Annotated in this window: 12 protein-coding genes and 1 tRNA gene; 5 read left to right on the top strand and 8 right to left on the bottom strand. The window is 63.4% G+C overall.

The window, feature by feature from the left end:
* Positions 1–8 precede the first annotated feature (8 nt).
* From rfbA to rfbB, 4 genes are read left to right on the top strand one after another with little or no spacing between them, the layout of a single operon-like run.
* Positions 9–887, top strand: a complete 879-nt coding sequence (rfbA, locus tag KZX46_RS15345; protein ID WP_226895990.1) for a glucose-1-phosphate thymidylyltransferase RfbA — start codon at positions 9–11, stop codon at positions 885–887.
* Positions 884–1429, top strand: coding sequence for a dTDP-4-dehydrorhamnose 3,5-epimerase (gene rfbC / locus KZX46_RS15340; RefSeq protein ID WP_219774704.1), 546 nt, complete (start codon positions 884–886; stop codon positions 1427–1429). The genes rfbA and rfbC overlap by 4 nt, the downstream gene beginning before the upstream one ends.
* Positions 1426–2289: a dTDP-4-dehydrorhamnose reductase gene (gene rfbD, locus KZX46_RS15335; RefSeq protein WP_219774703.1), complete on the top strand. Its 864-nt coding sequence runs from the start codon at positions 1426–1428 to the stop codon at positions 2287–2289. The genes rfbC and rfbD overlap by 4 nt, the downstream gene beginning before the upstream one ends.
* Positions 2286–3371 carry a dTDP-glucose 4,6-dehydratase gene (gene rfbB / locus KZX46_RS15330; protein ID WP_219774702.1) on the top strand — a complete coding sequence of 362 codons (1086 nt, stop codon included), beginning with the start codon at positions 2286–2288 and terminating at the stop codon, positions 3369–3371. The genes rfbD and rfbB overlap by 4 nt, the downstream gene beginning before the upstream one ends.
* 116 nt (positions 3372–3487) lie before the next feature.
* Here the strand turns inward: rfbB and KZX46_RS15325 are convergent, their stop codons facing one another.
* Complete coding sequence (locus tag KZX46_RS15325; RefSeq protein WP_219774701.1) at positions 3488–3745, bottom strand: hypothetical protein; 258 nt, start codon at positions 3743–3745, stop codon at positions 3488–3490.
* Positions 3746–3969: 224 nt separating this feature from the next.
* Between KZX46_RS15325 and KZX46_RS15320 the strand changes: the two genes are divergently transcribed.
* Positions 3970–4635: a DUF1345 domain-containing protein gene (locus tag KZX46_RS15320; RefSeq protein ID WP_216707661.1), complete on the top strand. Its 666-nt coding sequence runs from the start codon at positions 3970–3972 to the stop codon at positions 4633–4635.
* Positions 4636–4649: 14 nt separating this feature from the next.
* On the opposite strand, the gene KZX46_RS15315 is transcribed toward KZX46_RS15320, so the two are convergent.
* From KZX46_RS15315 to bamA, 7 genes are all read right to left on the bottom strand, one after another.
* Positions 4650–4724: transfer RNA gene (locus tag KZX46_RS15315), tRNA-Val, on the bottom strand.
* Between the two features lie 65 nt (positions 4725–4789).
* Positions 4790–5062: an HU family DNA-binding protein gene (locus tag KZX46_RS15310; RefSeq protein WP_219774700.1), complete on the bottom strand. Its 273-nt coding sequence runs from the start codon at positions 5060–5062 to the stop codon at positions 4790–4792.
* 135 nt (positions 5063–5197) lie between these two features.
* Positions 5198–7600, bottom strand: coding sequence for an endopeptidase La (gene lon, locus KZX46_RS15305; protein ID WP_219774699.1), 2403 nt, complete (start codon positions 7598–7600; stop codon positions 5198–5200).
* Between the two features lie 306 nt (positions 7601–7906).
* Positions 7907–9526: an MFS transporter gene (locus KZX46_RS15300; RefSeq protein ID WP_219774698.1), complete on the bottom strand. Its 1620-nt coding sequence runs from the start codon at positions 9524–9526 to the stop codon at positions 7907–7909.
* Between the two features lie 61 nt (positions 9527–9587).
* Positions 9588–10007 (bottom strand): 3-hydroxyacyl-ACP dehydratase FabZ, encoded by a 420-nt coding sequence (fabZ, locus tag KZX46_RS15295; protein WP_226896293.1) that lies wholly within the window; start codon positions 10005–10007, stop codon positions 9588–9590.
* A gap of 70 nt (positions 10008–10077) precedes the next feature.
* The gene (locus KZX46_RS15290; protein WP_216707656.1) at positions 10078–10641 is read right to left on the bottom strand and encodes an OmpH family outer membrane protein; all 564 of its coding nucleotides are present in this window, start codon (positions 10639–10641) and stop codon (positions 10078–10080) included.
* Positions 10641–13205, bottom strand: coding sequence for an outer membrane protein assembly factor BamA (gene bamA, locus KZX46_RS15285; RefSeq protein ID WP_219774696.1), 2565 nt, complete (start codon positions 13203–13205; stop codon positions 10641–10643). The genes KZX46_RS15290 and bamA overlap by 1 nt, the downstream gene beginning before the upstream one ends.
* Positions 13206–13282 lie beyond the last annotated feature (77 nt).

Raw genomic sequence — 13282 nt, 5'->3', positions numbered from 1 at the left:
GAGACGACGTGGCGCGACGTGGAATCATACTGGCTGGCGGTTCGGGGACGCGGCTGTATCCGTTGACCAAGCCGGTCAGCAAGCAGCTCATGCCGGTCTACGACAAGCCGATGATCTATTATCCGCTATCGGTGCTGATGCTCGCCGGCATTCGCGAGGTGCTGATCATCACCACCCCCGGCGACGCTACCGCGTTCCGCCACCTGCTCGGCGACGGCTCCGACTGGGGCATGACGATCGCCTATGCGGTCCAGCCGGAGCCGAAGGGCTTGGCGCAGGCGTATCATATCGGTGCCGAGTTTATTGGTGACGAGCCGTCGACGTTAATCCTCGGCGACAACATCTTCTACGGCCACGGCCTGCCCGAACTGCTCCACGCCGCCGACGCGCGGACCGACGGTGCGACGGTGTTCGGCTATTACGTCAAGGACCCGGCGGCGTACGGCGTCGTCTCGTTCGACGCGGAGGGTCGCGCGGCGACGATCGAGGAAAAGCCGGTCGCACCGAAATCGAATTATGCGGTGACCGGGCTGTATTTCTACGACGGCACCGCGGTCGCCCGGGCGCGCGACATCCGCCCGTCGCCGCGCGGTGAGCTCGAGATCACCGATCTCAACCGCGCCTATCTCGACGACGGCAAGCTCGCGGTCGAACTGATGGGGCGCGGCTTCGCGTGGCTCGACACCGGCACGCACGGTTCGCTCCTCGACGCCGGCCTGTACGTCCGGATCGTCGAGGAGCGCCAGGGGCTCAAGATCTGCTGTCCCGAGGAAATCGCGTGGCGGCAGGGCTTCATCGACGCCGAGCAACTCGCCCGGATTGCCGAGCCGCTGCGCAAGAGCGGCTACGGCGAATATCTGCTCGACCAGCTGAAGACCGCTGCATGAAGGTCGTCGACACCCCCCTGCCCGGCGTCAAGCTGATCGAGCCGCGCGTCTTCGGCGACGACCGCGGCTTCTTCCTCGAAAGCTGGAACGCGAAGACTTTCGCCGACGCCGGTCTCGATCTCGAGTTCGTCCAGGACAACCACAGCCGGTCGGCCAAGGGCGTGTTGCGCGGTCTGCATTATCAGCTCGACAATCCGCAGGGGAAACTCGTCCGCGTGACGATCGCGCGGGTGTTCGACGTCGCCGTCGACCTGCGCCGGTCCAGCCCCGATTTCGGGCGCTGGGTCGGCTACGAACTGTCGGCGGAGAACAAGTCGATGCTGTGGGTGCCTCCGGGCTTCGGTCACGGCTTCGTCGTCCTCAGCGACACCGCCGACTTCCTCTACAAGTGCACGACGCTCTACTCCCCGCCCGACGAGCGCGCGATCCGCTGGGACGACCCCGATCTCGCGATCGACTGGCGGCTCGACGGGATAACCCCGTTGCTGTCGGCGAAGGACGCCGTTGCATCGAGCTTCGCCGCTGCCGAGGTGTTCGCATGAGAGCACTGATCGCCGGATCGGGCGGGCAACTCGGTCGCGCTCTTCAGGCGACCGCGCCCGCCGGGGTCACCGTCATCGCCCCGCCCGAAGCCGGCTTCGACATCACCGATGCCGAGGCGGTTCGCGCCGTCGTCGCCGAGGCTCGCCCCGATGTCATCATTAACGCCGCAGCCTATACCGCCGTCGACAAGGCCGAGGCCGACGAAGCCGCCGCGCGCCGGGTCAACGTCAATGCGGTCGGGACGCTCGCCGCCGCCGCGCGGATCGCCGGGGCAGGCTTTGCGCACGTCTCGACCGACTTCGTCTTCGACGGCACCGCGCACCGCCCCTACTCGCCCGACGCTGCGCCGAACCCGCTCGGTGTGTACGGCCGGACCAAGCTCGATGGCGAACTTGCGGCAACCGAGTTCCACGCGAGCCCGCTGATCGTGCGGACGGCTTGGATCTATGCTGCGGTCGGCAACAACTTCGTCGCGACGATGCTGCGCCTGATGCGCGACCGCCCCGAAATCCGCGTGGTCGCCGATCAGATCGGGACGCCGACACACGTCCCGACGCTCGCGCGGACACTGTGGACGCTGATCGCCGGCGGTCACACCGGCACCTTCCACGCGACCGACGCGGGCGTCGCGTCTTGGTACGACTTTGCGGTCGCAATCCACGACGAGGCGCTGGCGCTCGGGCTGCTGACGACGCCGGTCGCGGTGCTGCCGATCCGGACCGAGGATTATCCGACCCCCGCGCGCCGCCCGGCGTTCGGGGTGCTCGACAAGACGACAACATGGGCGATCACGGGGCCGGCGCGGCACTGGCGCGCCGAACTGCGCGACTGCCTCGCGGCGATGAAGGACCCGACATGAAGCTGCTCGTCACCGGCGGGGCCGGCTTCATCGGGGCGAACTTCGTCCATTACTGGCGCGACCGTCACCCCGGCGATACCGTCGTCGTCCTTGATGCGCTGACCTATGCTGGTAACCGCGCGAGTCTCGCCGGGGTCGATGTCGATTTCGTCTCCGGCGATATCCGCGACGAGTCGCTCGTCGAAGGGCTGCTGCGCGAACGGGACATCGACACGCTTGTCCACTTCGCCGCCGAAAGCCACGTCGACCGCTCGATCCACGGCCCCGACGCATTCGTCGACACCAACATCCTCGGCACCCATAGCTTGTTGAAGGCGGCGCGGACCGTCTGGCTTAAGGGCAGCGGCACGCCGCATCGCTTTCACCACGTCTCGACCGACGAAGTCTATGGCACGTTGGCGGCGAATGATGCGGCGTTCAGCGAATCGACGCCGTACGCGCCCAATTCGCCATATTCGGCGACGAAGGCGGCGTCGGACCACCTCGTTCGTGCCTACCACCACACCTACGGCCTGCAGGTGACGACGTCGAACTGCTCGAATAATTACGGCCCGTATCAGTTTCCCGAGAAGCTGATCCCGCTGTTTCTGATCAACGCGCTGCATGGCCGGGCCTTGCCAATCTACGGCGACGGCCAGCAGATCCGCGACTGGCTCCACGTCGAGGACCATTGCCTTGGCATCGACCTCGTCATCGCCAAGGGCCGGGTCGGCGAGACGTATAATGTCGGCGGGGGAGCGGAGCTCGCCAACCTCACCGTGATCGACACGCTTTGCGCCGCGGTCGACGCCGCCTTCGCCGCCGACCCGTCGCTTGCCGCGCGCTTCCCCGACGCCGCCGCGGCTAAGGGCGCGCCGAGTGCAAGCCTCAAGACCACGGTCGCCGATCGCCCCGGCCACGATCGCCGCTACGCAATCGACGCGCGCAAGATCAGCGATGAGCTGGGCTACGCCCCGCAGCGCAGCTTCGCGCAGGGGTTCGCGGCGACGCTCGACTGGTATCTGGCGAACGAAGCCTGGTGGCGGAGCGTGATCGACGGCAGCTACCGCGACTGGGTCGCAACCAACTATAGCGCGCGGTAGAGCGCGAAGCGCGTCAGCCCGAAGTCAGCGTTCGCGCTGCGTTCGGGCTTGTGCGGGTGCTTGTGCGCGCGGCGAAGAGACCACCGCCCGCCGCCCGGCAAGCGGTGGTCTCCTTCTTATTTAGGGGTCGACGCTGTGACCGTGGTCGTCGTCGATGTATTGCCGGCGGCATCGGTGGTCTTCGTAACAGCCGTTTTGTGCGCGACCCGGTGATGGGCACGGTGCCGAGCGTGGTGGTGGACGACAACCACCGGCTTGGTTTCGCTGGTGTGTTCGGAAGTCGTCGTTGTCGTCGACTGGCTGGCCGTCTGCGCCGAGACGAGCGCAGGCGTGCCGAGCATCGCTGCCGCGATCACCAATGTTTTGAAGGTCATATCAGTCTCCCCAGTTCCCGTCGGCGGATTATCCGGCTCGACGCGCGCGAGATGCGCCTCACTATAATAATCCCAACCGTTCGATATGCCAGCGCTCGCGCACTGCGCCTTATCACCGGCTTGGCGTTCGGCGATGGCAGCGTTATCAGCGTAACGGTCAACCTTGGCATCATCGTCACCGCCTTCGTACAGGCGTAATATCTGGTTCTTGCAGGAGCACGGCGATGAGTCGCATCCGTTACTTCAACTTCTGGCTGTTCGTCGTGGCGATGATCGTCGTCGCCCTCGCGACCGGCCCGGTCGTCGGTCCTGCACGCAGTGTCCTGATCGGCTTCGACGCCGGTGCCTTGCTCTGGATCATCCTGACGCTGCGGATGATGTGGGGCAGCAAAACCGACACGATGCGCGCGCGCGCCAAGGAGAATGATCCCGACAGCCATATCCTGCTGGCGATCGCTTTGCTCATCGTCGCGGTCGTGCTGGTCGCAGTGACGGTCGAACTCGTCGGTGTCAGCGGCGGCCACGGCAGCGCGCTCGGCGTCGCCGGCGGCACGCTCTTGATCGTTTGGCTTTTCAGCAACCTCCTGTTTGCGCTGCATTATGCCCATGGCTTTTACGCCCCAGGCGATATCGACGATGAGCCGGGCCGCGGTGACGGGGAAAAGCAGGATAGCGGCGGCCTAGAATTTCCCGGCGACGCGATGCCGAACTACAGCGACTTCGCCTACTTCTCGTTCGTCCTCGGGATGACCTTCCAGGTGTCCGACGTGCAGATCACCTCGCAGTCGATGCGGCGGCTCGCGCTCGGCCATGCGCTCGCTGCGTTCCTGTTCAACATCATCGTCGTCGCGCTCAGCGTCAGCCTGATCGGCAACATGCTGCAAAAGTAGTGAGGTCCGGGGCATGGTGGGCGCGACAGGGTTTGAACCTGTGACCCCACCCGTGTGAAGGGTGTGCTCTACCGCTGAGCTACGCGCCCATGCCGGGGAGCACCGCGTCTAAGAGGCTGGCGGCCCGGTGTAAAGCCGGCAGTGCTCGCCGACGTCAGTTGACCGCTGCCTTGAGCAGTTTGCCGGGAGTAAACTTCGGCTGATTGCTCGCGCCGAGTAACATCGGATCCCCGGTACGCGGATTGCGGCCTGATAATGCCTTGCGGTGGGTGACGTGAAACGTCCCGAAGCCGACCAGCCGGACGTCGTCGCCCGCTCTCAGCGCGACCTGGATCGCTTCGAGGGCAGCGTCGAGGGCCCGTCCCGAATCAACCCGTCCAAGCCCCGTGGATTCAGCAACGAAGGTAACAAGCTCATACTTGTTCATGGTGGTTGCAGTCTCCGGCGGACATCGTGCCCCCTGCCGACCCCCAGTCGATCTTACGCCCTAGCCCTGCCCTCTAGTCAAAAAGAAACCGCGCCGAGTGCGCGGTTTCTCTTTCGAATAGGTGGTTGCCCGCGGTTAGTGACGAATAGCAACACCGTCACCGATAGCGGCCGCAACGGCGGCCGGATCGGGGCGAGCGGCGAGATCGTCGGCCTCATTCCAGATGATCGGCACCAGCGGCGAAACCAGCGCGTGTTCGAGCACCTGATCGGCGTGCGCCACCGGGATAATGCGTAGTCCCTCGGTGACGTTCTTCGGGATCTCAGCGAGATCCTTCTCGTTCTCCGCCGGAATCAGGACCGTGGTGATTCCGCCACGCAAAGCCGCGAGCAGCTTCTCCTTGAGCCCGCCGATCGGCAACACCCGCCCGCGCAACGTGACTTCGCCGGTCATCGCGATATCCTTGCGAATCGAGATACCCGTCAGCGTCGAGACGATCGCGGTGACCATCGCCACGCCCGCGCTTGGCCCGTCCTTGGGAGTCGCGCCTTCGGGAACGTGGATGTGGATTTCTTTCTTCTCGAACAGGCTCGGCTTGATGCCGTAGGTTACTGAGCGTGCCTTGACGAACGACAGCGCCGCCGAGATTGATTCGGTCATGACGTCACCAAGCTTGCCGGTCGTCTTGATTGTCCCCTTGCCGGGCGAAGTGACCGCCTCGATCGTCAGCAACTCACCGCCGACTTCGGTCCAGGCAAGCCCGGTGACCGCGCCGATCTGGTCCTCGATCTCACCGACGCCGAACTTATACTTCCGGACCCCGGCAAACTCGTGGAGGTTGTCCGAGTCGACCGTCACCGACGTCGCCTTGCCCTCAAGGATACGCCGCAACGACTTGCGCGCCAGCTTCGCCAGCTCGCGCTCGAGTGTCCGCACCCCAGCCTCGCGGGTGTGATACCGGATCAGGTCGCGCAACGCCCCATCGGTCACGGCAAACTCGGTCTTCTTGAGACCATGGTTGTCGTACTGCTTCGACAGCAGGTGACGCTTGGCGATCTCGACCTTTTCGTCTTCGGTGTAACCCGCGAGCTGAATGATCTCCATCCGGTCGAGCAGCGGCTGCGGCATGTTGAGTGAGTTCGCCGTCGTCACGAACATCACGTCGGACAGGTCGTAGTCGACCTCGAGATAATGGTCGTTGAACGCCTTGTTCTGCTCAGGGTCGAGCACCTCGAGCAGTGCCGACGACGGATCGCCGCGGAAATCCTGGCCGAGCTTGTCGATTTCATCGAGCAGGAACAGCGGGTTCGATGCGCCAGCCTTCTTGAGGTTCTGGATCACCTTGCCGGGCATCGATCCGATGTATGTCCGGCGGTGGCCGCGGATTTCGGCTTCGTCGCGCATTCCGCCGAGCGACTGGCGGATGAATCCACGACCGGTCGCCTTGGCAATCGAGCGTCCGAGCGAGGTTTTGCCGACGCCCGGAGGGCCGACGAGGCACAGGATCGGACCCTTCAGCTTGCTCGTGCGCGCCTGCACGGCAAGATATTCGATGATCCGGTCCTTGACCTTCTCGAGGCCATAATGGTCACCGTCGAGCACGGCCTGCGCCGCCACGATATCGCGCTTGACCTTGGTCTTCTTGCCCCACGGAAGGCTGAGGACGGTATCGAGATAGTTGCGGACGACAGTCGCCTCGGCGGACATTGGCGACATCGCCTTAAGCTTCTTAAGCTCGCCGATAACCTTTTCGCGTGCTTCCTTGCTCAGCTTGGTCCGGGCGATCTTCTCCTCGATTTCGGCGGTCTCGTCCTTAGGCTCGTCGCCCTCGCCGAGTTCGCGCTGGATCGCCTTCATCTGCTCGTTGAGGTAATATTCGCGCTGGGTCTTCTCCATCTGACGCTTGACGCGCGAGCGGATCTTCTTCTCGACCTGGAGGACGCCCATCTCGCCTTCCATGAAGCTAAAGACGGCTTCGAGGCGCTTGACGACCTCGAACTGGCTGAGCAACGCCTGCTTGTCGGCGATCTTGAGCGTCAGGTTCGCAGCGATCGTATCGGCGAAGCGTCCCGCCTCGTCCATCTGACCGACCTGCACCGCGATTTCGGGCGCGGTCTTCTTGTTGAGCTTCACATAGGCTTCGAACTGCTTGATCGCCGAGCGGACAAGTCCCTCGACGAGCGTTGGGTCACCTATAGTCTCCTCCACATCATCGGCGCGACCGACGAGATACTCACCTGATGTGTCGAGCATCCCTAGTTTGGCGCGCGACTGGCCCTCGACCAAGACCTTGACGGTGCCATCGGGCAACTTCAGCAGCTGAAGGACAGTCGCAAGCGTACCGACGTCGTAGAGGTCACCCTCGCCAGGATCCTCGTCGCCGGGGTTCTTCTGCGAGAGCAGGAAAATCTGCTTGTCGCCACCGTTCATCACGGCTTCGAGCGCCTTCACCGACTTATCTCGGCCGACGAAAAGCGGGACGATCATTTGCGGGAACACGACGATGTCGCGTAACGGAAGGACGGGAAGGGTCTGCATTCGTTCAACTCCACACCGCCCGGTGGCGGACGTTACGATCGTAATCCCGACCGCTCCACACGGATATGGGAGCGCCCTGCCCCCGCATCAATCCACCCGCCTCACTCGCCTAACGTTGTATTACGGCGCCCGGAATAGCAGCCTAACATGACCGAACGATACCGAAAGCGAAGATGACGGTTACCGCGACAATCGGCGCGTCGATTTCGGCGACAGTGTGGCCGAGTTGACGAAAGAAGACGTCGTTCACCTACTGCAAAAATGGCATTTCGCCAGTGGCCGCAGATCACGACCAGCGTTTTGCAGTTAGCAGATATCGCGATCCTTGGTTTCCGGCAGCGCGAATAGCGTCACGACGAAGGCCACTGCAACTACCGCGAACGTATACCACAGGCCACCGAACGGGTCGCCGGTCCGGGCGATGATGAACTGCGAGATCAGCGGCAGGAAGCCGCCGAAGTAGCCCGTTCCGATATGATACGGGATCGACATCGAGGTGTAGCGGATGCGCGCCGGAAACAGCTCCACGAGTACCGCCGCGACGGGACCATAAGTCATCGCCGACAGGATCCCGAGCGCCAGCCCGGTGGCGACGATGAGCAGGTTGTTACGCGGCCCCGGGTTGTCCTTGGTCGGGTAACCTGCTTTGGCGAGCGCTGCCTCGACTGCTGCCTTGTCGAACTGCCCGCCGACGCTGTCGAGGTCGACCGCAATCGTGCCCCCGACCGTAATGCGCAGTGGCAAGCTTCCCGATTCGTGTCGGTGGAAACCGATCCCGCGCGCCGAGAAATACTGCATCGCTTCGCCGCACGCGGTGTCCTGTTTGTGAGCGAAAGGATCATAATGGCAAAGGACCCCGGTCACGGTGATCGGCGCGGCGGCGGAGGCCTTCGCCAGCGTTGGGTTCGCTGCGCTCGAAAGCAGATGGAATAGCGGAAACAGCAACAGCAGGGTCAGGCCGTAGCCGCCGATGATCATCGGCCGGCGCCCCCAGCGGTCGCTCAGGTGTCCGGAAAGTACGAAGAACGGTGCCGAAAGCAACGCAGTGGCACCGCACAACAGCTTTGCGTCGGTCTCGTCAACGAGAGCAGTCTGGTGGAGAAAATACAGCACCGAGAATTGCGCGGTGTACCAAATTACGGTCAACCCGGCGGCGATCCCGAAGAGCGCGACGAACAGCAAGCGGACGTTGCCAGGGGTGCCGAAGGTCTCACGCAGAGGGTTTGCGCTCGTCTTGCCCTTAGCCTTCATTGCCATGAAAATCGGGCTCTCGCGCAACTTGAGCCGGATATAGAGTGATATCGCGAGCAGCGGGAGCGAGACGATGAACGGAATGCGCCAGCCCCACGCTGCGAAGGCATCCTTTCCGACGAGCGCGGTCGTCCCGAGAACGACCATCAGCGACAGGAGAAACCCGCCGACGACCGACGCCTGAATGAAGCTCGTGAAGAAGCCGCGGCGGCCTTTCGGGGCGTGCTCGGCGACGTAGATCGCCGCGCCACCATACTCACCGCCGAGTGCCAGTCCCTGCAAAAGGCGAAGTCCGACGAGCAACGCCGGCGCCCAGATGCCTACTTCAGTGAAGGTCGGCAGGAAGCCGACGAGCGCAGTCGCGATACCCATCAGCGTGATCGTGGCGAGGAAAGTGTGCTTGCGCCCGATACGGTCGCCGAGGACCCCGAAAATTAACGCGCCGATCGGCCGGACGCCAAAGCCGGCACCGAAGGTTGCAAGGCTGAGCAAGAGCCCTGCGGTCGGATTGTCGCTTGGAAAGAACAAACGCCCGAGGAGCGCTGCCAGTGTCCCATAGACGAAGAAATCATACCATTCGAAGATCGTGCCGAGCGACGACGCGACGATGATCAGGCGGTCGCGTTGCGGATGAAAAGCGACATCCCCCGTTCCCGTCGCAAGCTGCGTCGCCATCGCTCAGTGTCTCCCCGCTCCGTCTTACGAAGGCGCGACCGGAACGGCAAGGAACGCAGGCCTATGCAGGCGGATCGGCGATCATCGCGGTAAATCGCGCTTCGGCGACGACCTTGCCGCCGACGGTTGCGCGACCGGCGAACTTGCAGACCGTCGCGCGGCGCTGGATGAACTCGACGTTGAGATCGAGCAGGCAACCGGGTTCCACGGGAGCGCGAAACTTCGCGTCTTCGATCGCCATGAAATAGACTAGCTTGCCGCTGCCCTGCAGGTCCATCGACAGGATGGCAAGGACGCCGGCGGTCTGCGCCAGCGCCTCGACGATGAGAACGCCGGGCATGATCGGACGTCCCGGGAAGTGCCCGGCGAAAAACGGCTCGTTGATCGACACCGCTTTGATCCCGCGAGCCGACCGGTCGCGGACGATGTCCTCGACTCGGTCGACGAGCAGCATCGGGAAGCGATGCGGGATCAGCCCCATTATCGCCTGGACGCCGACCGGTTCCAGCGGCGGAAGCTCGGTCGGCGGCCCGGCGTCGTGCACCGCTATATTACTTCGCGGCCGCAGCGGTCGACACGCGCGGCAGCGCCTTGTCGAGACGCGCGAGGACATCGGCGGTGACGTCGATCGCCGCCGAATGCTGGAGCGTCGCGCCTTCGGCGAGAACGATCGTCGCGTTGCGCTCACGCATCACGGTCGAGATGACCGGCTGCGCGGCGTCGTTGATCTGCTTGAGCACAAGCTGGCGCGACGCCTGGAAGTCGCGATCGCGCTTCTGGAGATCAGCCTCAGCCGCCTGCTGGCGCGACTGCAGATCGCGCGCCTTGGTCTGCCATGCGGTGATCGCGGCGGGAGCAGCGGTCTGCGCAGGCTGCGCCTTCTGCAGCGCTTCGCCCTCGGTGCCGAACTGGGTCCGCAGCGAGGCGAGACGCGCCTGGATGGCATCGGCACGCGTCTTGAGATCGGCAGCGGCCTGCTTGCCGGCAACCGATCCGTTGATGACCTGATCCATGTCGACAATGATCACGACCGGGGGCGGGAGTGCCTGCGCCAGTGCCGCAGTGCCACCAAGCATCGCGGCGAGCAGAATTGCAGTCTTCGAGATGATCTTCATTAGAATTGCGTCCCTACGTTGAATTGGAAGAGTTTGGGCTGATCGCCTTCTTGTTTCAACAACGCCTTGGCGAGGTCGAAGCGGAACGGACCGAACGGTGAGTTCCACGAGACACCCGCGCCGACCGCCAGACGAGGTTTGGCGGAGTTGCCGTAGAAGAACTCCTGGAAGCCGGTCCCACCGGTATTAGCGCTGCAGTTCAGGCTGGCCGGAAGTTGCTTGGCCGTTGCCGGTGGCTGCTGACAGATCAACGTCGGCTGGGCAACCTTGAAGACAGCGCCGACGTCGGTAAAGATCGACGGACGCAGGCCGAGTTCGGCACCGGCAGCACCTAGCGGGATCTGGATCTCGATGCGGCCGCGGTAATACGCCTCACCACCGATCGAGTCGTCGGTGAAGGTCGTCGTATCTGCCGAGACACTTCCATCGGCGTTGAGGGTCTTGCGAACGACGCGCGGACCGACACCGCGGATACCGAACCCGCGCAACTGGCCTTCACCGAGGAAGAAGCGGTCGGTGAGCCGGACAGCCTGGCCGCCGTAGCCGAAGATGTAGCCGCCTTCGCCGCCGACGTTGAGAACGAAGCCGCTGCTGTCGCCGAACAACGGATGATACCAGTCGTAATTGAGCCGAGTCCGAAGATAATTGACGCCGAAGCCGACGCCCGCGAGGTCCTGGCTGAAGACAAAGCGCTGGCCGCGGCTCGGCTTCACCGGATTGTTCACGCTGTTGTAGATCAGGCTGTAGCCGACCGACGATGTCGTGTAGCTGCCGAGCGAATCGCACAGGTAGCGGCCAGCGAGCAGCGGGTCACAGACGCCGTTGGTGTAATACGTCGCCTGGTCGAGCGTGACCTTGTCGAAGGTCAGGCCGTAGCGCAGCGACGCCGCCCAAAACTCGGTGATCGCGAAGCCGAGGCGGAGCTGGCCACCGGTCGTCGTCTGCGAATAGGTCGTGTTGCGTGAATTATCGGCAAGCGTGTTGAACGCGTTGTAATCGCGACGGAATAGGTCGAAACCGAGTGCGAGGTTGCGGCCGAACAGATATGGCTCGGTGAAGCCCGCCTCGATCGACTTCGAGTAGCTCGAGATATTTGCCGAAAGGCGAAGCTCCTGAGCCTTGCCGCGGAAGTTGCGCTGGGTGATTGAGCCCGACAGGATGAAGCGCTCGAGGCTCGAGAAACCCGCCGAGATCTGCAGTTCGCCGGTCGACTTCTCCTGGACGTTCGCCTCGAGGACGACCTTGTCGGGCGTCGATCCGGGCTTCTGCTCGATCTCGAGCTTGTCCTGGAAGAAGCCGAGACCTTGGAGTCGGTCCCGGGTGCGCTTGACCTTAAAGGTGTTGAACGCGTCGCCTTCGGCCAAGCGGAACTCGCGGCGAATGACGTCGTCCTTGGTGCGGACGTTGCCGTTGATGTTGATCTTCTCGACGTAGACGCGCGGTGCTTCCGCGATCTGAAACACGATGTTCATCTCGCGCTTGTCTTTGTCGCGATTGAACTGCGGCCGGATGTCGGCGAATGCATAGCCAAGCAACCCTGCAGTTTCCTGCAGCGTGTCGACGGTATTCTCGATCTTCTGGGCGTTGTACCAGTCGCCCTTCTTCTCGGTCAGCAATTTTTCGAACGTTTCCGCCTTGATGTCGCGGATATCGCTCTCGATCTTGAGGTCGCCGAACTTGTAGCGCTCGCCCTCGTCGACGACGTAAGTGACGATGAAGTCCTTGCGGTCGGGAGTCAGTTCGGCAACCGCCGAAACCACGCGGAAGTCGGCGTACCCCTGGGTCAAGTAGAACTGACGCAGCTTCTGCTGGTCGTAGGCCAAGCGGTCAGGGTCGTACGTGTCGTTCGACGCGAAGATGCGCCACGGGCGCGCCTGTCGCGTCGCCATCGAGTTGCGCAACACGCCGTCCTTGAACTTGGTGTTGCCGAGAATGTTGATCTGCCGGACCTTCGACTTCGATCCTTCACTTATCTCGAAAACGACATCGACGCGGTTCTGGTCGAGCTGGACGATCTTCGGTTCGACTGCGGCAGCGAAGCGCCCGCCGCGACGATAAACTTCGAGGATGCGGCCGACGTCGGCGCGCGCCTTCGAGCGGGTGAAGATCTGGCGCGGGGCAAGGCGAACTTCCTCGCGGACTTTCTCTTCCTTGACCCGCTTCGCGCCCTCGATGAGCACGCGGTTGATCACCGGGTTCTCCTTGACGGTGATCGTCAGCGTGCCGTTGTCGTCTAGAATCGTCGCGTCGGCGAACAACTCGCTCGCGTAAATTTCCTTCAACGCCTTGTCGAGCCGATCGCGGTCATACGCGTCCCCGACGTCGAGGTTGATATACGACCGGACCGTCTCGGGCTCGAGACGCTCGGTCCCCTTGACGATGATCGCGCGAACTGTGCCCGACGTGTTCGGAACAGGGGTCGGAAAATTGTCCGCGGGCGCGGCGACATCGGTTGCCGGAGCAACTTGCGCGACTGCGGCATGGCTCAGTGATGTTCCTGCGAGCAACGCAAGCGTCAGGCGCGCGGCCCGGCTTGGCGCGGTACGACGCGATGCCGGCAGCATCAAACGTTCTTCATTCACGCGAAACCCGCCCTTCACACAGCCCCGTGGCTCCGGTCGCCCTGATGGACCACCGGCAA

The sequence above is a fragment of the Polymorphobacter sp. PAMC 29334 genome, from assembly GCF_019431245.1.
GTDB lineage: Bacteria > Pseudomonadota > Alphaproteobacteria > Sphingomonadales > Sphingomonadaceae > Polymorphobacter_B > Polymorphobacter_B megasporae.
Note: the sequence above shows the minus strand (reverse complement) of the source record. Positions and strands in the feature narration are given on the sequence as shown.